Below are 25117 nucleotides of genomic sequence, written 5' to 3' on the forward strand. Positions count from 1 at the left end.
ACTGAAAAACCTATGCTGCGGCCTGAGATGAGCGGCCGTTTGTCTTGCTGCCATTTTCGCCGCTGAGAACACCAAGCAGCTTGCGCCTGATATTGCCCTGACGGGTGGCGTTTGAAATCTTGTGGCCCACAAGGTCAGTCACATAAAAACTGTCGATCACTTTCTCGCCGAAGGTGGTGATATGAGCCGATGCAATATCCAGCGAAAGGTCGGAAATAAGGCCAGTCAGTTCTGAAAGCAAACCGGGCCGGTCCAGACCTTCCACTTCAATGACGGTAAACTTGTTCGAAAGCGTGTTGTTGATCTCGACTCGCGGTTCCACCTTGAACGCCTTGGCGGCCCTCTTCGGCTTGGTGCGCTTGGCCAGCACGTCGGGCAGATGGGCCTTGCCGGACAAAACATCCTCAATGACCTTGCCGACGCGTTCGGCACGGCGGCGCTCGTCGTCATCAGTGTCGAACTCGCGGCTGATGAGAATGGTATCCAGTGCGCGTCCATCGCCAGTGGTGAAAATCTGCGCGTCGACGATGTTGGCGCCAGCCGCTGCGCAGGCGCCGGTGATGATCGACAACAGACGCGGATGGTCAGGCGCCAGTACCGTGATTTCCGTAACCGCCTCGAAAGTATGCGGCTTGGCCATGGTGGCCAGCGCCCGCTCGTTGCGGTCGGCTTCGCGAATGAAATGGGCGTGCCGGACCTGATCCTCGAGGCTGACAGTCAGGAAATAGTTGGTGTAATGAAGCGCCAGATATGCATCGCGCTTGTCCTTCGGCCAATCAGAGAGCCGGTCCGCCAGCGCCTCTCGCGCCTGATGGTCGCGGTCGGCACGGGACAATTCCGAAAAGCCACCGGTCAGGACCAGTTCGGTTTCGTAGAAGAGCGTACGCAGAAGCTGGCCCTTCCAGCCATTCCACACGCCGGGACCAACCGCCTTGATATCGCAGACGGTCAGGATCAGGAGGAGCTTCAACCGCTCCATGGTCTGCACGGTGTCGGCGAAGTCGATGATGGTCTTGCGATCGTTGAGATCACGTGACTGCGCGACCATGCTCATGGTCAGATGTTCGCGCACAAGCCATTCAACGGTTTCTGTTTCGGTAGGGGTAAGACCCAGCCGTGGTCCCAGCCTGCGGGCGATGCGTGCACCAGCAACGGAATGATCTTCCGGGCGCCCCTTGGCGATGTCGTGCAAGAGCAGCGCCACATAAAGCAGGTTGCGGTCGCGCTTGACTGTCGTGATGAGGTGGTTTGAAAGCGGGTGCTCGTTTTCAAGCTCACCATGCTCGATTTCCGACAGCACGGCGATGCAGCGTAGCAGATGCTCGTCCACCGTATAATGGTGGTACATGTTGAACTGCATCATGGCGACGATCTTGCCGAAGTCAGGAATGAATTTTCCAAGCACGCCGGATTCGTTCATACGGCGCAGGATGAGTTCGGGGTTGCGCGGCGAGGTCAGGATTTCGAGGAAAAGCTTGTTCGCTTCGGGATTTTCACGCAGATCGGAATTGATGAGTTTCAGTGAGCGCGTGAGGCTCTGCATTGCTTCGGGGTGAAATTCCAGCCCGTGTTTGTCGGCCAGATGGAAGAGGCGGATGATATTGACCGGGTCTTCCTTGAAAACGTCTGGCCGTGCGATGTTGATGCGGTGATTTTCCGAAACGAAGTCGCCGTCAGCGGAAAGCTTACGCTTGCGTCGCGAGAACGTAAGGAAAATGCGGTTGAAGCCCGGTACATGCTTGGCCTGCTGCTCCTCCAGCGCTGCGCTGATGATGCGGGTGAGATCGCCCACATCCTTGGCCACGAGGAAGTAATGCTTCATGAAACGTTCGACATAGTTCTGGCCGGGATGCGCCGTATAGCCAAGGCGTTGGGCGATTTCCGGCTGGATGTCGAAGGAAAGGCGTTCTTCTGCCTTCAACGTCGCGAAATGCATATGGCACCGCACCGCCCAAAGAAAATCTTCCGCCTTGTTGAACAGCTTCAGCTCGGCTCGTGACAGAACGCCGAGCTTGACCAGCTCTTCTTTCGTTTTGACACGGTAAAAATATTTGGTGATCCAGAACAGCGTATGCAGGTCGCGCTGGCCGCCCTTGCCTTCCTTGACGTTCGGCTCAACCAGATAGCGGGTTTCGCCTGCCTTGCGGTGGCGCTGGTCGCGCTCGGCAAGCTTGGCCTGGATGAATTCCGGGCCGGTATCCTTGACGATTTCCTCGTCGAAGCGGGTAACAAGCGTTTTGAAGAGCTCGCGATTGCCGGTGAGAAACCGCGCATCGAGAATTGCCGTGCGGATCGTCATGTCTTCGCGCGAAAGCCGGATGCACTCATCGATATTGCGCGTGGAATGGCCGACTTTCAGTCCCATGTCCCACAGCATGTAGAGCATGTATTCGACAACCTGCTCGCCCCAGGGGGTCTGCTTGTAGGGCAGCAGAAACAGAAGATCGATATCTGACCCCGGCGCCAGCCCGCCACGCCCGTAACCGCCGACCGCGACGATAGCCATGTTCTCGGCCTTCGACGGGTTGACCATCGGATAGGCTTTGGTGGTGGCGAATTCGAACAGCGCCTCGATCAGCGTATCCATGAGAAAGGACAGGCGTTTGGCGCAGAGCGTGCCGCCGCCATCCTTCATCAGCATGCCTTCGGCATTGGCGCGACCGCGCACCAAAGCGTCCTTCAGAGCCTGAAGCACCACTTTTCGCACGGTAGGACTGGTGTAGTTTTCGTCCGTGGAATCCGCCAGTTCGTTGAGCTTGCGGCGTAGCGTCTCGGGATTGACGATCTCTTCCAGCTTAAGGTCGTGTGCGCTCATGCGGCATGTAGATCCGGTTTGCGGAGAAAAGGATAGTGGACGATGGCTATCCTATAGCCGCTTTTGTGGATGATGAATATCCAAAAGCAAAGGCCGGGAAAACCCGGCCTTTGTATTACTCTTCGCTGATCTTTCAGTTCGTCGCGTTATAGGCGGTAATTGCCGCCATATTGACGATGTCGGAATCCTTCGCTCCGATGGTGACGATCTGCGCTGGCTTGTCGAGGCCGACGAGCAACGGGCCGATAATCGTTGCGCCACCCAGTTCCTGCAGCATGTCGGCGGCAATCGAGGCCGAATGATTGTCCGGTGTGACGATCACATTGGCCGGGCCCGACAGGCGGATGAACGGATATTGTTCCATCAGCTTCGGGTTCAGCGCCACATCAGCACTCATTTCGCCGTCGAATTCGAAATCGACATGACGCGTTGCCAGAATGCGGACGGCTTCCTGTATGCGCGCGGAGCGTTCACCGCCCATATGACCGAAGGTCGAGAAGGCGGTCAGTGCGACACGTGGTACATAACCCATGCGGCGCGCCATGCCCGCAGCTTCAACCGCAATATCGGCAAGTTCCGCTGCGGTCGGCATTTCATGAACGGCGGTATCGGCGATGAACACCGTGCGTCCACGGCAAAGTGCGATGGAGACGCCAACCATGCGGTGGCCGGGCTTGGAATCGATCACGCGACGCACATCGTCGAGACCCGTCGCGTAATTGCGGGTCACGCCCGTTACCATACCGTCGGCATCGCCGAGCGCCACCATACAGGCCGCAAAATGATTGCGGTCATTATTGATGAGGCGGTGGCAATCGCGCGTCAGGTAGCCCTTGCGCTGCAGTTTCTCGTAGAGATAGTCGGCATAGGCCGCATTGCGGCTCGAAAGGCGCGCATTGATGATTTCGATGCCGGGACGGTCGAGATCGAGACCAGCAGCTTTGGCTGTATCCCTCACCCGTTCTTCGCGGCCAACCAGAATAGCGGTGCCGAGGCCCTGATTGACGTAGGAAACGGCGGCACGCATCACCTGTTCTTCTTCACCTTCGGCAAAGACGATGCGCTTCGGCTGACGACGCACGCGCTCATAGATGCCGCGCAGCGTCGAGGCGATCGGATCGCGACGTGCCGACAGTTCGCGCTTGTAGCCTTCGATATCGGCAATGGCACGCCCGGCAACGCCGGTTTCCATCGCTGCCTTGGCGACGGCAGCCGAGACGGATGCAAGCAGACGCGGATCAAACGGCACCGGAATGATGTAACTTGAGCCGAAGCGCGGACGGCTGCCCTGATAGGCGGCGACCACATCGTCCGGCACGTCCTCGCGGGCAAGTTCGGCCAACGCATTGACGGCTGCGATTTTCATCGCATCGTTGATGGTGGTTGCACGTACGTCGAGTGCGCCACGGAAGATGTAAGGAAAACCAAGGACATTGTTGACCTGGTTCGGATAATCCGAACGACCGGTGGCAACGATGGCGTCATCACGGATGCGCGCCACTTCTTCGGGCGTTACTTCCGGGTCGGGATTGGCCATGGCGAAGATGATCGGGTTCGGCGCCATGGAACGGACCATGTCTTCGGTGAATGCACCTTTGGCCGAAAGGCCGAACACGACATCCGCGCCGTTCATGGCATCTGCGAGGGACCGCTTGTCGGTTTTCACCGCATGGGCGGACTTCCACTGGTTCATGCCCTCTTCACGGCCCTGATAGACGACGCCCTTGGTGTCGCACAGGATGACGTTTTCCGAGGCAAAGCCCATCGCCTTGATAAGCTCGATACAGGCAATACCCGCCGAGCCCGCGCCATTGCAGACGAGCTTCGTCGTCTTCATGTCGCGGCCGGTCAGATGCAGCGCATTGATCAGGCCGGCAGCGGCAATGATGGCCGTTCCATGCTGGTCGTCATGGAAAACCGGAATGTCCATCAGTTCGCGCAGGCGCTGCTCGATGATGAAGCAGTCGGGCGCCTTGATATCTTCCAGATTGATGCCGCCGAACGACGGTCCGAGATAGCGCACCGCATTGATGAAGGCATCGATATCGGTCGTATCGACCTCAAGATCGATGGAATCGACATCGGCGAAGCGCTTGAACAACACAGCCTTGCCTTCCATCACCGGCTTGGATGCGAGCGCACCCAGATTGCCGAGGCCGAGAATGGCGGTGCCGTTGGAAATGACGGCGACGAGATTGCCCTTGGCCGTATAGTCATAGGCGCGGGCGGCGTCTTCAGCGATTGCCTTCACCGGCACGGCAACGCCCGGAGAATAGGCGAGCGACAGATCGCGCTGCGTGGTCATGGGCTTGGTGGGGTTGATCTCCAGCTTGCCCGGGCGACCCTGCGCGTGAAAGTCTAGCGCTTCCTTCTCACTGGCTGTGGGTGCGCGTTCTGATGTGTTGCCCTTCGGCGTCGAGGCTGGCATGTTCCCTCCGGTTTCATCTGCGGGAGAACCTCGATAGCGCCAGTCACGCATCGTGTAAACAGTGCTTCGAGGAATAGATATTCATCCAAAAACGATGGAATACGAAATTTTATAACTTTAGCCTCGCCGGCTAAGCAATAAATGAAGGTTTTTAGATGGAAACGACGGCTAACGAACACGGCTCGGAAGCGGAAGAAAACACCGCCGAGGCAGCGCCCGTTCGCCTGACGCCCATGATGGAACAATATATTGAGATCAAGGCGGCGAATGTCGATTCGTTGCTCTTCTATCGCATGGGCGATTTTTACGAGCTGTTCTTCGATGATGCAGTGGAAGCCTCTGCGGCACTCGGCATCACGCTCACCAAGCGCGGCAAGCATCTGGGCGAGGATATTCCCATGTGCGGCGTGCCGGTCCATGCCGCCGACGATTATCTGCAGAAGCTGATCGCCAAGGGCTATCGCGTCGCGGTCTGCGAACAGGTGGAAGACCCGGCAGAGGCGAAGAAGCGTGGCTCCAAATCGGTGGTGAAGCGCGATGTGATCCGTCTCGTCACACCGGGCACGCTGACCGAAGAAAAGCTGCTGGATCCGTCCGAAGCCAATTTCCTGATGGCGATGGGGCGTACGCGCGGCGATGGTGCGCTGGCGCTCGCCTGGATCGACATTTCAACCGGAACTTTCCGTGTGGCGGAAACCACGCCGGACCGGCTTTTCGCCGATGTGATGCGGGTCGACCCGCGCGAACTGGTCGTGGCTGACAGCGCCTTCCATGATGAGGAGCTACGCCCGGTCTTCGATCTGGTCGGCAAGGCGGTAACGCCACAACCGGCGACCCTCTTTGACAGCGCGGCTGCGGAAGCGCGCATCCAACGCTATTTCAACGTCGCGACATTGGATGGTTTCGGCCAGTTCAGCCGTCCTGAACTTTCAGCTATTTCCGGGGCAATCGCCTATATCGAGAAGACGCAGATTTCCGAGCGCCCACCCTTGATGCGGCCCGAACGCGAACATGAGGGCGGCACGCTTTTTATCGACCCGGCCACACGCGCCAGTCTGGAACTTGCCCGCACCATGTCGGGCAATCGAGATGGCAGTTTGCTGAAGGCGGTTGATCGCACGGTGACGGGCGGCGGCGCGCGACTCCTTGCCGAACGCCTGACTGCACCGCTGACCAATCCGAAGGAAATCGCGCTGCGGCTCGATTCCGTTTCCTGGTTCCTGAGCGAGCAGTCGCTCTGTGAAGCCATGCGCGCGGAACTGAAGGGCGTGCCGGATATGCCGCGCGGTCTCTCGCGCCTTGCCGTCGGGCGCGGTGGTCCGCGTGATCTGGGCAGCCTTGCCCGAGGCTTCGAGGCTGCGCATGTCATTGCGAGCCTGCTGGAAAGCGCTTTGCTGCCCGACGAACTGGCACATGCCCGCGATGCCGTCAGTGCCATGCCCGCCATCTTTACCGCCCATCTCGACCGGGCCTTGGCCGACGAATTGCCGCTTCTGAAACGCGATGGCGGTTTTGTGCGCGGAGGCTATAATTCCGAACTCGATGAAATGCGGGCTTTGCGTGATCAGTCACGCCGGGTGATCGCCGGTCTGCAGGCAAATTATATCGAAGAAACCGGTATCAAGTCGCTGAAGATCAAGCATAACAATGTGCTTGGCTATTTTATCGAGGTGACGGCCAACAATGCCGGGGCGATGACGGATACGGATGAAGCCAAGAGCCGTTTCATCCATCGCCAGACCATGGCCAATGCCATGCGCTTTACCACGACCGAACTGGCGGAACTGGAAAGCAAGATCGCTAATGCTGCCGACCGCGCATTGTCAATCGAGCTTGCCGTGTTCGAGGAATTGACGGCGGAAGCGGTCTCCCATGCTGATAGCATCCGTGCCGCCGCATCGGCGCTTGCTGTTTTCGACGTCTCGGCAGCGCTTGCTGTGCTGGCGGAAGAGCAGGGTTATTGCCGTCCACAGGTCGATGACAGCCTGTCCTTTAACATTGTTGCGGGGCGTCATCCGGTCGTAGAGCAGGCCCTCCGGCGTCAAGCGGCCAATCCGTTCGTCGCCAATGATTGCGATCTCTCGCCGCAAGCAGACGACGGCAATGGCGCGATTTGGCTTCTGACCGGCCCGAACATGGGCGGTAAGTCAACCTTCCTGCGCCAGAATGCGCTGATTGCGATCATGGCACAGATGGGCTCCTTCGTGCCTGCGGGTTCTGCACAGATCGGTGTCGTGGACAGGCTGTTCAGTCGTGTCGGTGCTTCCGACGATCTGGCACGCGGGCGTTCAACCTTTATGGTTGAAATGGTGGAAACGGCTGCGATCCTCAATCAGGCAGGCGAACGCTCGCTGGTGATCCTCGATGAGATCGGGCGCGGTACAGCCACTTTCGACGGATTGTCCATTGCTTGGGCAGCGGTTGAATATCTGCATAAAAAGAACCGTTGCCGGGCTTTGTTTGCCACGCATTTTCATGAAATGACTGCACTTTCAGAAAAGCTTGAGCGGCTTTCCAATGTCACCATGCGGGTCAAGGAATGGGACAATGATGTCGTCTTCCTGCATGAGGTGGCGAAAGGGGCAGCTGACCGTTCCTATGGCGTGCAGGTCGCGCGTCTGGCGGGGCTGCCCGAAGCGGTTGTCAATCGCGCGCGCGATGTGCTGCACCAGCTTGAAGCGGGCGAGACCTCGGGCAAGGCTGACAAGCTGATCGATGATCTGCCGCTGTTCTCTGTCGTCTTGCAGCAGGAAAAGCCGAAGCTGCAGGTTCAGGGGAAAGATAGTGAACTGACCAAGGCTGTCTCTGCAATCAGTCCAGACGAACTGACACCGCGAGAAGCGCTGGACCTGATCTACAAATTAAAGGAACTGTTAGGCAGGGCGTGACGGGTTCTGGCCAGGTAGGGTGCCCCAGTCTGTTTGAGATTCTGGTTATGACGAGCCGAAAATGGTGATGTTTGCGACCCGAAGCGGAGTGTACTTTTGCGTACATGAGCACTGGAAGCGCAAAACAGCGCCATTTGTAGGCCGTCAGAACCGGAATATCTACAGACTACACAAAGCGGTTCGCTTCCGCGCCGTAATAGGTGATGTAGCGGCTGGAAATGCGCTCAATCGGCAGGATGATGAAGACATCGGTTGTGCCGAATGCCTCGTCGATCACTGCGCCGTCGCCGATCATTGCGCCGAGACGCAGATAACCCTTGACCAGTGGCGGCATTGAGAACAGCGCAACCTTGTTGTTGATGGCTTCCTTCGGCATCAGGTCCATGGCCTGATAACGATTGGGCAGGGCACGAACGTCCCAGTCATCGGTGGCACGGCAGTTGTGATGGAGGAACGACAGGCCGAGCGCGTGCGCTGCAGGCACCGCGCCGTGGAATGAAGCACAGCCGAACATCACATCGATGGAATGGCGGCGGCAATAGGCCCAGGCACCTTGCCAAAGAAGCTCGACAGTGCGCTTGGAGCGGTATTCCGCCTTCACGCAGGAGCGTCCTAGTTCAAGCAGGCGGAGGTTCGGGCGTGAAAGGGCCAGACGCTGCACGTCATATTCATCGGCAGAATAAAAGCCGAGCGCCTGTTCCGCCTGATCGCTACGCATCAGACGATAGGTGCCGACAATCTGCTGATGCTCCGGCACGGGCAGGGCGGTGTCGTAAACGAGCAGATGATCGCAAATAGCGTCGAAACGGTCAGCGTCTCGAAGCTCCACCGCTTCGATGCTTTCCCTGCGCGCGCCCATTTCGTCGAAGAAGACGCGGAAACGCAATTCCTGCGCGGCTTCTACCGCCTCGCGTGAATTTGCAAGCCGTACTTCCAGCGATCCGATGCGTCCCAGAACGATGGGATCGCCGTTGGACGCGAACAGCGCCTGTTGTGCTTCTAAGCCTGACATGACCGTATCATCAATGATTTGCTGGTCCATTCCAAGCAGTACTGTCATGATGATGGCTCCTGATTTGTCTATTCACGTATTCCTGAACGGCTTTCCCACGGATATTTCAGCGAGAGCTAGCCAATTCCAATCCTTGTTCAGCCGATTGCATGGACAGGGTGTCCAGTTCGACCGAAGCAGTACAGATTCAGTGCTACGCGACGATGACAGAAGCATGTCACCAATGTGTCAATTCGGATGACTGGACCTTATCCTCTTCAAAAAGCTTTTAATTTTAAGAGATCAAATTATGCGAAAGGCAGGGACTGTTCAACCCGGCGGGTTAGCGGGCAGCCCGTTCGCGCCGCCAGCCGAGGAATTCCTCCAGAATTATGAGACCTGCACCGATTGTAATGAAGGTGTCGGCGAGGTTGAAAACTGCGAATGACCAGGTTGGCAGGTGAAACAGAATATAATCCACGACGTAACCGTGCATCACGCGGTCGATAAGATTGCCGATGGCGCCGCCAACGACAAGTGCAAAACCGTAGCGTGCGAAGATGCGGTCCGGCGCGTTGGTCCACCACAGATAAAGTACGAACAAGATAACTGCTGCGGTGATTGCGACCAGTCCCCAATCATGCAGCCATGCCAGCATGGAAAAGGCGATGCCCTCATTGTGCGTACGAAACAAGGCAAGGAACGGTAGCAGGTCGATCTGCTGGCCGTAGCCCATCCGTGTTTCCACCAGATGTTTGACACCCTGATCGATCAGTATGGTGAGGACAACGACGAACAGTGAGGACCAGACTGCGTGTCGCTTCATCCGGAAACCCTTTCATCGAGCGTGAGTGCGTCGCGACGAATTTCGTAGAGCATGACGCCGGTGGCAATTGCAAGATTGAGGGAATCTGCACGGCCTGCCTGCGGAATGCGTGCGAGCTTGTCGCAAGTATCGGCCAGACTGTCCGGCAGGCCCTGCTGTTCGTTGCCCATCATCAGCACGACCGGCTTGTTGGCATAGGGAATGGTGCGATAGTCGACCGCACCTTTCAGATGGGTGCCGACGACAAGGCCGGAAATGCCCTTGCGCCAGTTGAGGAAGTCGGCTTCCGTCACTTTATAGAGCGGCATGGAAAAGACCGAGCCCATCGTGGCGCGCACGGTTTCCAGCGAATAGGGGTCGGTGGTGTCGCCGATCAAAATGATGCCCTTGGCGCCGACCGCATCGGCGGTACGGATGACAGTGCCCAGATTGCCGGGATCGCGCACGCGGTCGAGCGCGATATAAACATCGTTGTTCTTCGGCTTGAGGTTTGTGAGCGGGCGATATTGCTGTTCGAAAACACCAACCACCATTTGCGGGTTGTCGCGGCGGGTAATGGCAGCCATGATCTTTTCGGTCACTTCCAGCACCAATCCGCCCTTGGCGAAGGTGCGGGCGGCAACCTGCTCGACCATCTTGTTGCCCTTGCCGGATTTGGCGAAGACCAGCGTCTTGATGCGCCAGTCCTGTTCCAGTGCGTCGATGACGAGCTTCAGCCCTTCGGCCAGAAACACGCCCTGCTGGTCGCGGAATTTTTTCAGCGCCAGCGAGCGGAGATCTTTCACGATAGGGTTGGTGAGGCTGGTGACTTCCTTCACCTGACCTACCTTGGAATATTCGGCACGAGAGCCGCCTTTGGAAAAATCGTCGTCACGGCTCATTTTGCTACCCAGCGGCTGAACATGGATGTGGAAAGCGCGCGTCCTCCCGACTGATCGGCGGAACGTTCGCGCAGAATAAGTTCGCCCGATTCGACCGTACCACCAAGGCCGGTGAAACGGTCGCGCATCAGTTCGTGAATGGCGAAGAAGGATGCGCGGATCGAATAGGCAGTCAGGATGACGGCGAGCGGCTTTGGCGTCAGGATGGACCGGCATGTATCGACCATTGCGGGCAGATGCTCGAACAACTGCCAAACCTCGCCGCTCGGCCCGCGCCCGTAGGCAGGCGGATCAAGCAGGATGATGTCATAGAAACTGCCGCGCCGTTCCTCACGCTGAACGAATTTCATCGCGTCTTCACAGATCCATCGGATTGGCTTGTCCGAAAGCCCGGCCATTTCCTGATTTTCACGCGCCCAGAGAATGGCCTTCTTGGAGGCATCCACATGGGTCACTTCCGCACCTGCACGTGCCGCTACCAGTGAGGCGACGCCCGTATAGCCGAAAAGATTGAGCACCTTAACGCTGCGTCCGGACTTTACCCCATCTCGGATAAGCCCATCCATATAGGACCAATGCGCGGCCTGCTCTGGGAACACGCCGACATGGCGGAACGAGGTGAAACGGCCATGAAAGGAAATGCCATCGTGCTGCATTGGCCATGTTTCGCCGAGCGGCACTTTCGGAAAGGCCCAGCGTCCCATGCCTTCCTCGTCGGTATTCCCGGTGAAGACGGCGTCGGCCTGGTCCCATTCCTTCTGCGGCAGGCTCGGCAACCAGATTGCCTGACCTTCCGGGCGGACGATCCGATAGGGACCATATTGCTCGAGCTTCAACCCGTTGCCGCTGTCGAGAAGCGCATAATCGGGCGAGGGTTCCGTTTCGAGGATGAGTGGCAGTTGTTCTCCCGGGCGTGCACCGGCATAAGGCTTGATTTCGCGAAGCGGAGTAGCGGGCTTGTCGTCTACGGGCTTGGGTGCGGCCTTGGCGAATTGGGGGCGCGGCTTTTTGAAAGACGAGCCTTTATTGTCAGACTTGCCATCAGATCGGCCTTCAAATTTGCTTTCTGAACGCGGCGCATCATGTCTTGCGCGCTCGAAACCACGGTCCTGTTTGCCGCCCGACGGCTTTTTGCCTTTTCCCTTTGGCGCTTTCACCCGAAACTCCAATCATCATGATTGGGGTCTAGGTAGGATAAACAGGGCCGGTGTGAAAGGGGAAAACGACGTTCAATCGCGCTTCGACCATGAAAACCCGGAAGTTTTGCCTCCGGGTTTGAGAATAGCAGGTGTTTCAGGAGTTCACGACCGGCATATTGCGCTTTTCGGCGGCGGTGCTCCGTTCAAGCAGGCGCGCAGCTTCCTGCTTGTACATGCGCTCCTTGCGGCGGTGCTTGCCTTGTGTGAGCCACGTCACCAGTGAGCCGATGACAACGCCGAGAAGAAGCGCGCCGAACAGCCACAGAAACAGAGGCGCATTATAGGACAGAGCGGGATTGCCCGGATTGAACGGATCGATCGTAAACTGCACCGATGCGCGATTGGCAACCGACAACGCAATCAGAGCCACTGCAAGCGGCACGAGAACGATGATGGCGATGATGCGTTTTGCCGCCATGATGTCTATCAGACTGCGCCGTTGAGACGGTCGCGCAGTTCCTTGCCGGTCTTGAAGAAGGGAACCCACTTTTCTTCCACATCCACCGTTTCGCCGGTGCGCGGATTGCGACCGCTGCGAGCAGGGCGGTTCTTCACCGAAAAGGCGCCGAAGCCGCGCAGCTCAACACGATTGCCTTCGGCAAGAGCGTTTGTGATCTCGTCGAATACCGCGCCCACGATGTTTTCGACATCGCGCTGAAAGAGATGCGGATTACGGCTGGCGATAATCTGAACGAGTTCCGATTTGATCACGGCTTTAAACCCCTGTTCTTCTGTTTGTTTCATCCGGTATCTACCGGATATTGTGTAAGTTTACCTGGCTGGCGTCAATTCGCTTCAGGCGTACCGTCAACGTGCCAAACCGAAAGAAGTCCGTCAAGAAAGATGCGTTCCTTGGCGATCTGCTTCAACATGCCGTCTGCTTCCTGCGGCACGCCAAGAAGGCGTGCACCGGCATGAATGATAAGATCGCGCAGCGAGAAACCCGTTTCACTGCTGACCGGCTTCCATTCCAGACGCGGCAAATCTTTGGAAAGCCCCTTGCTCGCAAGCCAGGCGACCGCTTCCTCTTCACCGCCCAATCCGTCGATCAATTTTTTATCGAGTGCCTGTCGCCCTGTAAAAACCGCGCCATTGGCGAGGGCCAGCGCCTGTTCATGTGTGAACGAACGGCGTTTTTCGACAATGTCCACGAACCATGCATAGGAATCCATGATCATATTGCGGATCATGCCCTTGGCTTCTTCGCTGGCCGGGCTGAAATAATTGGGTTCCGCCTTGAGTGGTGAGGACTTGATGGTTTCGACCTTCACACCGATCGTATCAAGCAGCTTCGAAACATCGGGATACTGGAACAAGACACCAATCGAGCCAACGATGGATGTCTGTCGTGCCACGATGTGGTCCGAAGCGCTGGCAATCATGTAACCGGCGGAAGCTGCAAGGGTCCCTACCTGCGTGACGACCGGCTTTTTCTCGGCAATCTTGCGCACGGCTTCGAAAATCGCTTCGCCGCCCACCGTCGTTCCACCGGGCGAATCGAGAACCAGAATCACGCCTTTGACGGCGTCATCCTTGGCGATCTTGTCGAGACGCTTCAGCAATTCCTCATTCTCGAAGATGGTGCCTTCGATACGAACCTTGGCAATGTGCGGCTGGTTGAAGTTGGTGCCGCGCATGGACCATGAAGCGAAGACGGCAATCAGGGCGGCGATCAGAAGCAGGAAGGCCCCACGCCAGATCGTCAGCTTTCTGCGCAATTTCCGGCGTTCGATAATTGCTTCGGCGTCTTGAGCCATTCCCGTCCATCCGTTCGTTCAAATCGCGCGGCTTGCGCCCCGCAGTTCACCTTGTGCCCCGAATGAGGGCACGCGGCAAGTATCTTCGAAAAATAGGTCTGGTTAGAGATAGTGCCTGAAATACATATTGTAATGAAGCTGTCCGAGATTCTTATGTTCGTTGCCGGATCAGCCCTGGCGGTTGCATTACGCACAGCTGTAATTTGACCGAGTTTTGTGGTATCAAAGAGTTGAATAGCATCCTGCTTAATTCGGTGGGGTGTCAATTGGGCTGAATTATCAAAGGCATAGGCCGTTCCTGCTTGCTGTTTGCGAGGCGGGTGCGGTGTTTTGCGCGGTATAAAGCTATTGAGCGACCGACTATTTCACCCCAAATAAACCTTATTGAAATGAAAAAGCGCGACACACACGCGCTGATTATCGAGTTTTACGAAAGCCGTTGAGGAATTGAACGCCACATGACCGCCGACACCACAGATAGCCATGCGCCGCAGAACGCGACCGCTCAAGGTCGCGGCACGGGTGGCATGCGTTTTGGTGCGTCGGAGAAGGCCGAGACGCTTTTTCATGCTGCACAGCGCCATTCGATCCGCGTTCGCGTTCTGAAGACAGCCCTCCCTGTCGCCGCAATCATCGTGGGAGCGGTATTCTCTTGGTATACGTTTCTTGCGACGCCGAACGCGCCCGTTAAGGTCGAAGTGAACAATGGCGGCGAAAGCGGAAAGCTTGTCATGACGAGCCCGCACCTGAATGGATATACCAAGGATAACCGCCCCTATTCGATGACCGCTTCCAAGGCGACGCAGGATGCAAAGAACAGCGGTGCGATTTCGCTTGAAGGCATTTCCGCTGAGCTGCCGGTTGGTGACAAGGGCACGGCCAAGGTCGAGGCAACGTCCGGTGTTTACGACAATGCCAATGGGCGTTTGCAACTTGATAAGGACTTTACTGTTACGACAGACGACGGTTTACGTGCGGTGCTGCGCTCTGCGGACGTAAATCTCAAGAGCGGGCAGATCACCACTGATAAGCCCGTGGATATCCGCAGCGGCAGCACGCACATTCTGGCCGACAGCATGCAGGTCAAGGACAACGGCAAGGTTCTGATTTTCGAGAACAAGGTTCGAATGACTGTTGACGGCAGCGTTGTTTCGCCCAACAAGGCTCCCTGAAAAGGGAGCCTGATTTGAGGATAGGGGAAGCGTTCGGACCGATTCATATCTGTGCGACGCGGTTGAGTACATTCTGAAACCGGTCCTCGGATCGAAATGTGCTCGAAAACAGATTGTTAGAGCGTGATTCTGATGCAATCGGAATGATACAGGCTCTAAGCCGCTTTTTTGATCGCATTTTGCGATGCTGAATGTTCCCATTTGGCCGCAAAGTGCTTAATGTTGCGTCTGACCGCATGTCGACCCAGGGATGGTCGAATGCTTCGGGGAGCTGAAATTATATGGAACGCGAGACGGGCAAGATGAACAAGGGTACGATGGCCCGCACTTTGCGGATGGGATTTGCAGTTCTGGCGCTCGGCATTGTCGCGGCTCCGACAGTTTCACTGGCGCAGGAAGGCGCAGCCGTGAACGGCCTGAAGCTTTCCAACAGCAAGGCGCCCGTCAAGATCGACGCTGACAAGCTGGAAATGCGCGACAAGGAAGGCATTGCCATATTCACCGGTAATGTTGCCGTTTCGCAGGGCGACGCCCTGCTGAAGGCAGGCCAGATGACAGTCTATTACAACAAGGCCAAGAAAGACGGCGAAGCACCGGCCCCGGAACCGACAAGTGCTGGCGTGGGCGGCCTCGATTCATCGAGCATCGATCACATCGACATTTCGGGGAAAGTCTATCTCAAGTCCGGGACGCAGGTCGCAACTGGTGATACCGGGCGTTATGATGCGAAAAACCAGGTTATGGTTCTTCAGGGGCAGAAAGTGGTTCTGACCGATGGCGACAATGTCGTGACCGGTTGCAAGCTGACGGCGCATCTCGATACGGGCCGCGCCAATGTCGAAAGCTGCAAGGGCCAGACCAAGGGTCGCGTATCGATTATCATGGCCCCGAAAGATCAACAGCAGGGCGGTGCTGCGCCCAAGCAGAACTGACCGGAGCAGGCGTGGGATTGTTCTGGAACAAGAAGGCTGACGGGCCGCAAGACGCATCGCAAAATGTGAACGCACCATCCGATGTCGCGGGCGCTATGCCCGGCCAGCCGGGTAAGTCGACGCGTCTCAAAGGGACGCTGGTGGCACGCGGTCTCTGCAAGAGCTATCGCGGCCGGCAGGTCGTCAATGGCGTATCGTTCGGTGTGCGTGCTGGCGAAGCTGTCGGTATTCTGGGGCCGAACGGCGCAGGCAAGACCACTTGCTTCTATATGGTGACAGGCCTCGTTCCGGCTGATGCCGGTTCCATCGAGATCGACGGTTTCGACGTCACGTCTATGCCGATGTATCGCCGTTCCCGTCTTGGCATCGGCTATCTGCCGCAGGAAGCATCCATTTTCCGTGGCCTTTCGGTGGAAAACAACATCAAGGCTGTGCTGGAAGTTGTGGAGAAAGATCGCTCCAAACGCGCTTCCGAGCTGGATGCGTTGTTGGAAGAATTTCACATCGCTCATCTGCGCAAAGCGCCTGCCATTTCGCTGTCCGGCGGCGAGCGCCGTCGTCTCGAAATTGCGCGTGCGCTGGCATCACGCCCAAACTTCATGCTGCTCGATGAGCCTTTTGCTGGTGTCGATCCGATTGCCGTTTCGGATATCCAGCAACTCGTTCGCCATCTGACAAGCCGCGGCATCGGTGTTCTGATTACCGACCATAATGTGCGTGAAACGCTCGGCCTTATCGACCGCGCCTACATCATTCACGCCGGTCAGGTGCTGACACATGGTCGTCCTGCCGAAATCGTCGCCAATCCCGACGTGCGCCGGCTTTATCTCGGCGACCAATTCACACTTTAATATTCGGCATTTTCATATCGTCTCAGGCTCCTATGGAAATGCCTTCATTCTGACCAGCCATCGGTTTGAGCCTGTTATGTTCTGTACAAAGTTACAGAAAGTGTCGCTGAACCGCGACTATTTCCCCTTTTGTCCCCAAACCGCACATTCTGAATTGACAAGCAAGGTTCATACCAGTTTTCATTCAAATGCGCTTTCAGCCTGAAACGGCTGCGAGCGCACGGCTTATTCCTCTGTATGGACTCAGGTCCCATGTCGATGAGTGCCGTCTGAAGGCCAGATTGCTGTCAAGGATATCTCGCGCGTTGACCATGTGTTCCGCGGTTATTGACAGGGTTTAACGGGGGAGAATAATGCGTCGCATGGCTCTGTCGCCCAAGCTCGATTTCCGTCAATCGCAATCGCTGGTGATGACCCCCCAGCTGATGCAGTCGATCAAGCTGCTGCAGATGACGCATATGGAGCTGGAGCAATTTCTCGACATTGAAATCGAAAAAAATCCGCTGCTGGATCGAATTGAGGCAGCGAATGATGATTTTTCAGGCGCTGAATCAGCACGAGACGGTGCTGAAATCGGAGGAGAGGATGCGGCGTCGGACGACTCGCCGGATGGCGACTGGTTCAAAACAGGCGTTTCGGATAATGCCGAAAATCTCTCATCTACCTTCGACAGCTCGCTTGAAAATATCTTTCCGGATGATCCGGGTCGCTTCGACGAGATCGGTCCCGATCTTGCCGCGCAATGGAAATCGTCTGTCGGTGACGGATATGTTTCAGGTGGCAGTTACGACATCGATCAGGTTACGGCCAGCCGGATTTCATTGGGCGAGCACGTAGCGGAACAGATCTCGCTGACTTTTTCCAAAGCGGCAGACCGGTTCATTGCGACGGCGCTCGCCGATGCACTGGACGAGAGCGGCTATCTGCGTGTCGATATTGTCGGTCTGGCCCAGAATCTTGGCGTGGAAACCGTCGAGATCGAGCGCGTTCTTGGAATGATGCAAGGCTTTGATCCGGCAGGACTTTTTGCCCGTGATCTGCGGGAGTGTCTGGCGATACAGCTGCGTCTAAAGGATCGGTTCGATCCAGCTATGGAGGCGTTGATCGACAATCTCGATCTTCTTGCACGGCGGGATTTTGCGACGCTCAAGAAGCTGTGCGGTGTCGATCAGGCCGATATCCTCGATATGCTGACCGAAATCCGCATGCTCGATCCGAAGCCGGGTGCTTTGTTCGAAATCTCCGTGGCCGATGCCATTGTGCCGGACGCACTGGTTACACCGTCGCGTGACGGTGGCTGGACTATTGAACTCAACGCAGCCGCAATGCCACGTCTTATCGTCAACAATGAATATTATGCAGAGGTGAGCACCTCGGTCAAAGCCGAAGAAAAAGCATTTCTCTCGGATTGCATGCAGACCGCGAACTGGCTCGTACGCAGTCTCGACCAGCGCGCGCGCACCATTCTCAAGGTAACGCAGGAAATCGTCCGGCAGCAGGACGGCTTTCTGCGCCACGGCGTGACCCACTTGAAGCCGCTCAACCTGCGCACGGTTGCCGACGCGGTCGGTATGCATGAATCGACCATCAGCCGCGTGACGGCGAACAAATTCATGGCCACGCCGCGTGGCGTGTTTGAACTGCGCTATTTCTTTACGGCCTCCATTGCCTCATCCGAGGGCGGCGACGCTCATTCGTCGGAGAGCGTGCGCCATCGTATTCGGCAGATGATCGACGCCGAAAAGCCCGATGACGTGCTGTCCGATGATGCCATCGTGGATGCTCTGAAGAAGGACGGTGTGGATATCGCGCGAAGAACGGTCGCAAAATATCGGGAATCGATGAATATTGCTTCATCGGTTCAGCGCAGGCGTGAAAAGAAGGCAAGATTGTCAGCTTCCTGACTGCGTAGAGCATTTTGCATTCAGGTGGTATCACCTGACGTTGCATAAATGCGGTAATACAAACAGATAGAGCGGAAGCGCGAACGAATGTGAGCGCATTTCGCTCTAGCCAAAATGGTTCCACAGATTGCGCTGGGAAGGGACCGTTTTAAATTACCGATTGTACCTCTAGGGCCTTATTCCCGTATTCGAATAGGGGAGAATGCTCTAAAATTTTGGATCTGTAGCGCTGCTCTTTCAGAAAAATTCGATCTCGATTTGTGGAAAGATCAGCATTGCAAGAGGACCAACTGGCAGGAGGACCAATTGACAAGCGCCATTTCACCCAATAGAAGCCCGGCTCGCGTTGCGGCACGTGTCTGGACGCCCTCATTTCCAGGGCTTCCTGATAAGTCGTCAGCGTGAATTGGCGAGATGTCAGCAGAAGCACTTGTGTTTCTACGATCGAAAATACGCCAAAGCAGAATTGAAGCTTGTCTCCTCAAAGTAGAACCGGTTTGGGGATGAAGACATGGGTTGGACGTTTCCGCCGAATGCGTTTTGCAGACAACGTCCGATAATATCGCTGTAATTTCTGGAAGAAATTGCGGTTGTCCATATGTTTGAAGGAAGGGCAATGTGGCGCTCCGGGAAAATCGGGCCGGGAAAACCGGGCCGGAAAAATCCGGGCAACGGACCAGCTACTGGGGCGTTACTTAAAAGAGCAATGTGCGGCAACCATCCCGTAAAGGGGCTATTGATTGGAGCAGTCACGAATTCGACGGCTTTTCGGAAGGTGTTTCAACGCCTCATCGGAAAGCGCGCCTGGCAAGCGTGCATGCACCATGAATTTAGTTGGAAAACGCACAGGACGAAAAGCATCTTTGATGCTGGTTCGCTTTGCGCTTCGCTCGCCTTGTGATTAGACTGAGTCCTGTGGTGTAACGCAAATGAGGTGTGCCAAATGACTCTGCGTGTATCTGGAAAGCATATGGACGTCGGTGAAGCTTTCACAACCCGGATCATTGATCGGGTGAATGAAGCAGTCGGCAAATATTTCGATCATGGCTTTTCCGGACAGGTTACGGTCACCAAGTCCGGTTCGCGTTACAGTGCGGATTGCACCTTGCACCTCGATAGTGGTGCAACTCTGCAAAGCACTGGCGACGCGCAGGATCCGCAGCTGGCTTTTGAAGCGGCCGCGGACAAGATCGAAACCCGCCTTCGCCGCTATAAGCGTCGTCTGAAATCGCGCCCGGCTACGCAGCCAGATGCGATCTATGATGACGTTGCATATCGTGTTATGGCACCGCTGTCGGAGGAAGAGGAGGATCTTCCGGCGGATTACGCGCCGACAATTGTTGCGGAATCGTCCGTCGCCCTGCGCACCATGTCGGTGGCGTCGGCGGTCGTGGAACTGGATCTGATCGAGAACCCGGTTCTGGTATTCCGCAATGCCGGCAATGATGAAGTTAACATCGTCTACCGTCGCGCGGACGGCAATATCGGCTGGGTCGATCCATCGATGGTCACCCGCCAGGCCGCGCCACGCGCCTGACGGCAAACCTGAAGCGCACGCAGCAGATCGCGATTAGGCGGCCGCGTGCGCTTCCCAAAACCGGGCCGCAAAGGCCTGATTGAAGAAGGAACGGAGAGAATGGATCTTAGTGATCTGATTCAGCCTGGGGCGATTATCCCGGCGCTGAAAGCCAGCTCCAAAAAACAGCTTTTGCAGATTCTGTCTGAAAAGGCTGCGGAACTGACCGGTCTCCCTGAGCGTGAAGTTTTCGAAACAATTCTCCAGCGTGAGCGCCTCGGTTCTACCGGGGTGGGCAATGGCGTTGCCATTCCGCACGGCAAGCTGGCGAACATCAACAAAATAGCCGGAATCTTCGCTCGTCTGGAAACCCCGGTCGATTTCGAGGCGCTGGACGATCAACCCGTCGATCTTGTTTTTCTGCTTCTCGCGCCGGAGAATGCCGGCGCGGATCACCTGAAGGCACTCTCGCGTATCGCCCGTATGCTGCGCGATGCCGATACGGTTGCCAAATTGCGCGGCACACATGACGCGCAGGCGCTCTATTCATTCCTGACAGCTCAGCCTGCTTCCAACGCCGCCTGAGTTCAAATAGTTTCTCGTAGACAAAACCGCCGTTCGGCTTGAACGGCGGTTTTGTTTGTTTGCTCGCAGAAACGAATTGGCAGGGAAGGAAAAACAGTCCGAGCAGAAGCATATTTCTTCTGCCTCAAGACGACTTGCGGCATTTGTATACGCCACGATCTTCCGTACTGATTTCATACGGAAGCGCGATACCGGCGATGGCCGGTATCGCGTCTATCCTTAGTGCAGCATTACCGTGCGCAGTTCATGGTCTTGCGCGCCTTGTAGCGCGGTGGCGCGGACATCGGAGAGCACGATTGGCTCGCCGCTGGCGCCAAAAAGCGCCCAGAGTTCAAGGCCCGGCTCTATCGGTGGGAGGGCAGGGAAGCTGCGGGCAAGGTCATCTGAACGGATCTTGCGCACATAGGCAACTTCACCTTCGCCGAGATGGGCGAATTCATTTTCGGTGAATATATGTCTGTTCATGGTCTTAGCCTCCATTTCGTCGGCATGTCATTTGCGACCATGCCGCATCAGAGCTTCACATTTTCAGTATAGCGGTATTGTGCTGAACAAAAACTGAACAAGCTCAGTCTTTCACCGCTATGCTGATTCGTTTAACCAGCCGTTCGGGTTCGGGGCGGTCGAGATCGATGGCCAAAAGGCCGTTTTTCAGGTCGCAACCGAGAACCCGCATACCGTCTGCCAGGACGAAAACGCGCTGGAACTGTCGGGCAGCGATGCCACGATGCAGAAATTCCCGTTCGGTATCGTCGGTCTGGCGTCCGCGGATGACGAGCTGATTGTCTTCCGTCATGACTTCGAGGTCTTCGCTGGCAAAACCGGCCACCGCCAAAGTGATGCGCAGACGTTCGGAACCCGTCTCGCCGCGCAGGCGTTCAATATTGTAGGGCGGATAACCGTCGCCGGATTTTGCGATCCGTTCCAGCGTTTTTTCCATCGTGTCGAATCCGAGCAGCAAAGGGCTCGAAAACGGTGTCATTCTTGTCATTGCATCAGTCCTTGATGAGAAGCGACCGTTATGAAGAGAACCCTTACGGCGTGTCTCCTCGCTAACTGATATGGCTTGTGAAAAGCCTGACTTCAAGGGCCAATCCGGATTCCTTCGTTTCAACTTAAAACGAAGGAGAGGTTCAGGATACCCGGCAATATTAGGGTCAGGACCTATTAATCTGGTGAAAATGGTGTGAGGCCATCCATTCGGATACGAGGAGAAAAGGCGAAGGAAATGTGGTTCATTTTCGAGCTTTTTCGACAAAGTAGCCGGGTGGATGGACCACATCCTCTGGACACCGAAATGACTGGCGATCTGCTGCGTCGAACCGCTTGACCGGGGAAACCACCCCGTTCTTCGCGTCTCTCCTAGCAGCCCTTGTCATTTCAGGTGCCATTTCCATCAAATTAATAGGTCCTGACCCTAGGATGAGGACTCATTTAGGTCCATGCGATTACGGCTGAGACAAGTGCGACGGCTGCAAGGTAGTTTGAAGCCAGCCTGTCGTATCTTGTTGCAATACGCCGCCAGTTCTTGAGGCGACAGAAGAGGCGCTCAATGACGTTCCTGCGTCGATAAGCTTTTCGATCCAGAGGGTATGGCGTCCTGCGTGTGGCAGACGAGGGGATCACGGCCTTGATCTTTGCCTTTTCCAGCCACTGCCGCAGACTGTCTGCATCATAGGCTTTGTCCGCCAGCAGGCGTTTTGTGGGACGTGCGACTGTCAGTAGCGGGATGGCCATTTTAATGTCCGCAACATTGCCGGGCGTTAAGCTGAAGGCGACCGGTCTGCCGCAATCATCGGCCAGACAATGGATTTTGCTTGTTCTTCCGCCACGCGACGTGCCAATCGCTTGTGCCCACGCCCCCCTTTTGAGCCTTGGGCAGAGCGGTGTGCCTTGATGTGAGTGCTGTCGATAGAAAGCTCTTCCGGCACAGGGCCAGATGCTGCCATTTTCTCGAAAATACGATGCCAGATACGCCTTTGCGACCAACGATGGTAACGATTGTAGACTGTCTTTGCCGGACCATATTCGGCTGGAACGTCACGCCAGCGGCAGCCGACCTTTAATACATGCAAGATACCCGATATCACCCGCCGATCATCGACACGTCGTGCGCCGGGCTGGTTTCTAGGCAGGTGCGGCTCAAGTGCCGTCCACGCCGCATCCGAAAGCCAGAACAGGTCAGCGTTCATGATCTCCTCCATGCTTGAAACTCAAGCACACAAAGAATCAGTCAATTACGACAATAACTTGATCAAGTCCTCATCCTAGGGTGTTGCTATCGTCGTGCTTCTGAAAGCGCTGCGCCGAAAGCTGTCGCAAAGCTTTCGCGATCATCCGGGGAGAGGAAGTTTCCGATCACGACACTCGCTTCACGGCTTTCGATGCTCATACCGGTAATTCCGATATCCGGCTTTCGGGCAACCTTGAATCGCGTCCAGAATGGATTGAAACGATGCGCAGTCATCTTACCGGACGCTGCATATTTGCGAATATGCAGGGCAGAGCGGGACACGGAGATTTCCTCACGCGCGCGAGCAGACCGGTAATTCCAGCGAAAAGCCAGATAGATCAGCAGTACATCGAGACCGAAAAATCCGAAGATCGGCCATGCACCGATGGACCAGAAAAGAATACCGACGAACATCCAGCAGCTGATCAGAGCGCTCATCAATATGGTGAAGCCCGTACGTCCCAGCGAACGATAGGGGGTGAGGAGAGCTTCGAAAATGGGTTTGTCGAACCGGTCAGGTTCTGCGCCGTCTGGGTGATGCATAGCATTCAGGTCGTCTGGCAGATTGTCCCGGCCTATACTGGCCTGCGGCAAGCTGCTGATTGTTTTGTCGATCAAGAAACTATTATAGAGACGGAATGGAAAAGGCCAAAATCAAATCGCCTGTGAACGTCTCTGCCGCCACCCGCCCTCAACGTCGGGTGGGTGGTACGCTTTATACAGCAGACGAAATTCATGAGATATTTCGCCGTTTCTCCATTCAGAGACCGGAGCCGAAGGGCGAGCTTGAGCATGTGAATGCTTTTACGCTTCTTGTCGCCGTGGTCTTGTCGGCACAGGCCACCGATGCCGGGGTCAACAAGGCGACGCGCGGGCTCTTCGCAATTGCCGATACGCCGCAGAAAATGCTGGCGCTGGGCGAAGAGAAAGTCGGCGACCACATTCGCACCATTGGTCTTTGGCGGAACAAGGCAAAGAACGTCATTCTCCTGTCCGAAGCCTTAATCCGCGATCATGGCGGAGAAGTGCCGGGGGACCGGGACGAACTGGTAAAGCTGCCGGGTGTTGGCCGCAAGACTGCCAATGTGGTGCTGAATATGGCTTTCGGCCAGCCGACAATGGCGGTGGACACGCATATCCTGCGTATTGGTAATCGGATTGGTCTTGCGCCGGGAAAAACGCCAGAGGCCGTGGAAGCCATCCTCGTTCGGGTCATCCCCGCAGAATATATGCTTCATGCGCATCACTGGCTGATCTTGCATGGGCGTTACGTGTGCAAGGCGCGCAAGCCGGAATGCGAGAAATGTGTGATTGCCGATATCTGCAAATATCCGGCGAAAACCTGCGACATTCCTGCGCCGCTTATCCCCTTGCCGCCGCAGGCGTGAGCCGGGCTTCGCGTTGCGAGACAGCCTTGTGCAGATGGACCATCATCGTTGCCGCGAAAAGCGGTGTCAGCAGATTGACGATGGGGATAGCCATGAAGCCAGCAATCAGCAGCCCGGCCAGGAAGACGGTTACGCTATAATGCGACCGTAGCGCCTTGGCCTCGGCTTCGGAATGATAACGCATAGCGGCAAACTCGAAGAATTCCCGCCCGAGTAGATAGGCATTGATGACAAAGAAGGCGATCAGATTGACGCCGGGTATGAACAGCATGAACAGGGCGACGATGTTGCCGAGGATGACGATACCGAGGAATTTCAGCGAAACAACGATAGAGCGGCCGGTCGGCAAAGGCGTACCGGGTGGATCGTTCGGATAGTCTTCACGCTCGACCACTTCGGCGACGTCATCGAGAAAGAGACCTGCCACAAGTGCAGTGACAGGTGCGATCATCAATGCGAGAACAAGCGCCAGACCGAGGCCTGCGACAATGGCTGCAACAATGCCGAGCCAGCCTGCCCATTCCGGCATGCCGGGCAGTATCTGCTCCATCCACGGCCAGGCAAAAGTAAAAAAGATTTGACGAACTGCCGCCCAAAGACCGATCAGCAGCAACAGCGTCAAACCGAGGGTCTTCCAGAAAACTGCACGCAATTCTGGCGTGGTCAGGCGTTTCAGAGCTTTCAATGCAGCATCTAAGATCATTTTCGACCCAATTCCGACTGTGGACGAAGATGGAAATAGGTATGCCTT

The 25117-nt window shown here is 56.2% G+C and carries 22 protein-coding genes; 8 read left to right on the forward strand and 14 right to left on the reverse strand.

Features of this window, described 5'->3' with window-relative positions; all coding sequences use genetic code 11:
• Positions 1-10: 10 nt before the first annotated feature.
• Positions 11-2815 carry a [protein-PII] uridylyltransferase gene (locus tag FG152_RS05240; RefSeq protein WP_043062288.1) on the reverse strand — a complete coding sequence of 935 codons (2805 nt, stop codon included), beginning with the start codon at positions 2813-2815 and terminating at the stop codon, positions 11-13.
• Positions 2816-2948: 133 nt separating this feature from the next.
• Entirely contained in the window at positions 2949-5243 is a 2295-nt protein-coding gene (locus tag FG152_RS05245) for an NADP-dependent malic enzyme (RefSeq protein ID WP_029925933.1), read from the reverse strand.
• 155 nt (positions 5244-5398) lie between these two features.
• Here FG152_RS05245 and mutS point away from each other — a divergent pair, with 155 nt between their 5' ends.
• The gene (gene mutS, locus FG152_RS05250; protein WP_498985409.1) at positions 5399-8131 is read left to right on the forward strand and encodes a DNA mismatch repair protein MutS; all 2733 of its coding nucleotides are present in this window, start codon (positions 5399-5401) and stop codon (positions 8129-8131) included.
• 166 nt (positions 8132-8297) lie between these two features.
• Here the strand turns inward: mutS and olsB are convergent, their stop codons facing one another.
• The 7 genes from olsB to sppA all read right to left on the reverse strand — a co-directional run bounded on the left by olsB (position 8298) and on the right by sppA (position 13785).
• Positions 8298-9191, reverse strand: coding sequence for a l-ornithine N(alpha)-acyltransferase (gene olsB / locus FG152_RS05255; RefSeq protein ID WP_029375852.1), 894 nt, complete (start codon positions 9189-9191; stop codon positions 8298-8300).
• 274 nt (positions 9192-9465) lie between these two features.
• On the reverse strand, positions 9466-9948 hold the full coding sequence (gene lspA / locus FG152_RS05260) for a signal peptidase II (protein WP_010657996.1): 483 nt from the start codon (positions 9946-9948) through the stop codon (positions 9466-9468).
• The gene (locus tag FG152_RS05265; protein ID WP_010657997.1) at positions 9945-10829 is read right to left on the reverse strand and encodes a TrmH family RNA methyltransferase; all 885 of its coding nucleotides are present in this window, start codon (positions 10827-10829) and stop codon (positions 9945-9947) included. Before FG152_RS05265 ends, lspA begins: the two co-directional genes overlap by 4 nt.
• Entirely contained in the window at positions 10826-11986 is a 1161-nt protein-coding gene (locus FG152_RS05270) for an RsmD family RNA methyltransferase (protein WP_029925929.1), read from the reverse strand. The genes FG152_RS05265 and FG152_RS05270 overlap by 4 nt, the downstream gene beginning before the upstream one ends.
• A gap of 136 nt (positions 11987-12122) precedes the next feature.
• A complete protein-coding gene (locus tag FG152_RS05275) occupies positions 12123-12446 on the reverse strand; it encodes a lipopolysaccharide assembly protein LapA domain-containing protein (protein ID WP_010657999.1) in 324 nt (107 codons plus the stop codon).
• A gap of 8 nt (positions 12447-12454) precedes the next feature.
• On the reverse strand, positions 12455-12739 hold the full coding sequence (locus FG152_RS05280) for an integration host factor subunit beta (protein ID WP_004687882.1): 285 nt from the start codon (positions 12737-12739) through the stop codon (positions 12455-12457).
• Positions 12740-12813: 74 nt separating this feature from the next.
• Positions 12814-13785, reverse strand: a complete 972-nt coding sequence (gene sppA, locus FG152_RS05285) for a signal peptide peptidase SppA (protein WP_010658000.1) — start codon at positions 13783-13785, stop codon at positions 12814-12816.
• A gap of 458 nt (positions 13786-14243) precedes the next feature.
• Between sppA and lptC the strand changes: the two genes are divergently transcribed.
• The 6 genes from lptC to ptsN all read left to right on the forward strand — a co-directional run bounded on the left by lptC (position 14244) and on the right by ptsN (position 20745).
• Positions 14244-14957, forward strand: a complete 714-nt coding sequence (gene lptC / locus FG152_RS05290) for an LPS export ABC transporter periplasmic protein LptC (protein WP_011982369.1) — start codon at positions 14244-14246, stop codon at positions 14955-14957.
• A gap of 281 nt (positions 14958-15238) precedes the next feature.
• On the forward strand, positions 15239-15889 hold the full coding sequence (locus tag FG152_RS05295; protein ID WP_011982370.1) for an LptA/OstA family protein: 651 nt from the start codon (positions 15239-15241) through the stop codon (positions 15887-15889).
• 11 nt (positions 15890-15900) lie between these two features.
• Positions 15901-16740, forward strand: coding sequence for an LPS export ABC transporter ATP-binding protein (gene lptB, locus FG152_RS05300; protein ID WP_010658003.1), 840 nt, complete (start codon positions 15901-15903; stop codon positions 16738-16740).
• Positions 16741-17102: 362 nt separating this feature from the next.
• The gene (rpoN, locus tag FG152_RS05305; protein WP_043062418.1) at positions 17103-18644 is read left to right on the forward strand and encodes an RNA polymerase factor sigma-54; all 1542 of its coding nucleotides are present in this window, start codon (positions 17103-17105) and stop codon (positions 18642-18644) included.
• A 943-nt stretch (positions 18645-19587) separates the two neighbouring features.
• Positions 19588-20181 carry a ribosome hibernation-promoting factor, HPF/YfiA family gene (hpf, locus tag FG152_RS05310; RefSeq protein WP_010658005.1) on the forward strand — a complete coding sequence of 198 codons (594 nt, stop codon included), beginning with the start codon at positions 19588-19590 and terminating at the stop codon, positions 20179-20181.
• A gap of 99 nt (positions 20182-20280) precedes the next feature.
• Entirely contained in the window at positions 20281-20745 is a 465-nt protein-coding gene (ptsN, locus tag FG152_RS05315) for a PTS IIA-like nitrogen regulatory protein PtsN (protein ID WP_006465889.1), read from the forward strand.
• Positions 20746-20964: 219 nt separating this feature from the next.
• Here the strand turns inward: ptsN and FG152_RS05320 are convergent, their stop codons facing one another.
• The 4 genes from FG152_RS05320 to FG152_RS05335 all read right to left on the reverse strand — a co-directional run bounded on the left by FG152_RS05320 (position 20965) and on the right by FG152_RS05335 (position 23521).
• Positions 20965-21210 carry a BQ00720 family protein gene (locus FG152_RS05320; protein WP_010658006.1) on the reverse strand — a complete coding sequence of 82 codons (246 nt, stop codon included), beginning with the start codon at positions 21208-21210 and terminating at the stop codon, positions 20965-20967.
• 103 nt (positions 21211-21313) lie between these two features.
• A complete protein-coding gene (locus tag FG152_RS05325; protein ID WP_010658007.1) occupies positions 21314-21736 on the reverse strand; it encodes an Hsp20 family protein in 423 nt (140 codons plus the stop codon).
• Positions 21737-22179: 443 nt separating this feature from the next.
• Positions 22180-22937, reverse strand: a protein-coding gene (locus tag FG152_RS05330; RefSeq protein ID WP_259030678.1) for an IS5 family transposase whose coding sequence is annotated in 2 segments (ribosomal slippage) — positions 22180-22601 and positions 22601-22937 — 759 coding nt in all. Because the reading frame shifts where the segments join, the coding sequence is not laid out codon by codon here.
• 86 nt (positions 22938-23023) lie between these two features.
• The gene (locus FG152_RS05335; RefSeq protein WP_029925920.1) at positions 23024-23521 is read right to left on the reverse strand and encodes a DUF2244 domain-containing protein; all 498 of its coding nucleotides are present in this window, start codon (positions 23519-23521) and stop codon (positions 23024-23026) included.
• Positions 23522-23616: 95 nt separating this feature from the next.
• On the opposite strand from FG152_RS05335, the gene nth reads away from it, so the two are divergent.
• Entirely contained in the window at positions 23617-24366 is a 750-nt protein-coding gene (gene nth / locus FG152_RS05340) for an endonuclease III (RefSeq protein WP_029925917.1), read from the forward strand.
• Here the strand turns inward: nth and FG152_RS05345 are convergent.
• On the reverse strand, positions 24341-25069 hold the full coding sequence (locus FG152_RS05345; protein WP_029925915.1) for a sulfate transporter family protein: 729 nt from the start codon (positions 25067-25069) through the stop codon (positions 24341-24343). The two genes, nth and FG152_RS05345, sit on opposite strands and share 26 nt — an antisense overlap.
• Positions 25070-25117: the final 48 nt, after the last annotated feature.

It is taken from the genome of Ochrobactrum sp. XJ1 (assembly GCF_024701725.1).
Taxonomy (GTDB): Bacteria; Pseudomonadota; Alphaproteobacteria; order Rhizobiales; family Rhizobiaceae; genus Brucella; species Brucella anthropi.

What these genes read in the sequence shown, in the direction of transcription:
- lptC (WP_011982369.1), top strand. Translation starts at nt 14,244, where the DNA reads ATGACCGCCGACACCACAGATAGCCATGCGCCGCAGAACGCGACCGCT.
- FG152_RS05325 (WP_010658007.1), bottom strand. Translation starts at nt 21,736, where the DNA reads ATGACAAGAATGACACCGTTTTCGAGCCCTTTGCTGCTCGGATTCGAC.
- FG152_RS05245 (WP_029925933.1), bottom strand. Translation starts at nt 5,243, where the DNA reads ATGCCAGCCTCGACGCCGAAGGGCAACACATCAGAACGCGCACCCACA.
- olsB (WP_029375852.1), bottom strand. Translation starts at nt 9,191, where the DNA reads ATGACAGTACTGCTTGGAATGGACCAGCAAATCATTGATGATACGGTC.
- FG152_RS05345 (WP_029925915.1), bottom strand. Translation starts at nt 25,069, where the DNA reads ATGATCTTAGATGCTGCATTGAAAGCTCTGAAACGCCTGACCACGCCA.
- rpoN (WP_043062418.1), top strand. Translation starts at nt 17,103, where the DNA reads ATGGCTCTGTCGCCCAAGCTCGATTTCCGTCAATCGCAATCGCTGGTG.
- FG152_RS05275 (WP_010657999.1), bottom strand. Translation starts at nt 12,446, where the DNA reads ATGGCGGCAAAACGCATCATCGCCATCATCGTTCTCGTGCCGCTTGCA.
- ptsN (WP_006465889.1), top strand. Translation starts at nt 20,281, where the DNA reads ATGGATCTTAGTGATCTGATTCAGCCTGGGGCGATTATCCCGGCGCTG.
- sppA (WP_010658000.1), bottom strand. Translation starts at nt 13,785, where the DNA reads ATGGCTCAAGACGCCGAAGCAATTATCGAACGCCGGAAATTGCGCAGA.
- mutS (WP_498985409.1), top strand. Translation starts at nt 5,399, where the DNA reads ATGGAAACGACGGCTAACGAACACGGCTCGGAAGCGGAAGAAAACACC.
- lspA (WP_010657996.1), bottom strand. Translation starts at nt 9,948, where the DNA reads ATGAAGCGACACGCAGTCTGGTCCTCACTGTTCGTCGTTGTCCTCACC.
- FG152_RS05265 (WP_010657997.1), bottom strand. Translation starts at nt 10,829, where the DNA reads ATGAGCCGTGACGACGATTTTTCCAAAGGCGGCTCTCGTGCCGAATAT.
- nth (WP_029925917.1), top strand. Translation starts at nt 23,617, where the DNA reads ATGGAAAAGGCCAAAATCAAATCGCCTGTGAACGTCTCTGCCGCCACC.
- FG152_RS05320 (WP_010658006.1), bottom strand. Translation starts at nt 21,210, where the DNA reads ATGAACAGACATATATTCACCGAAAATGAATTCGCCCATCTCGGCGAA.
- hpf (WP_010658005.1), top strand. Translation starts at nt 19,588, where the DNA reads ATGACTCTGCGTGTATCTGGAAAGCATATGGACGTCGGTGAAGCTTTC.
- FG152_RS05240 (WP_043062288.1), bottom strand. Translation starts at nt 2,815, where the DNA reads ATGAGCGCACACGACCTTAAGCTGGAAGAGATCGTCAATCCCGAGACG.
- FG152_RS05295 (WP_011982370.1), top strand. Translation starts at nt 15,239, where the DNA reads ATGGAACGCGAGACGGGCAAGATGAACAAGGGTACGATGGCCCGCACT.
- FG152_RS05335 (WP_029925920.1), bottom strand. Translation starts at nt 23,521, where the DNA reads ATGCATCACCCAGACGGCGCAGAACCTGACCGGTTCGACAAACCCATT.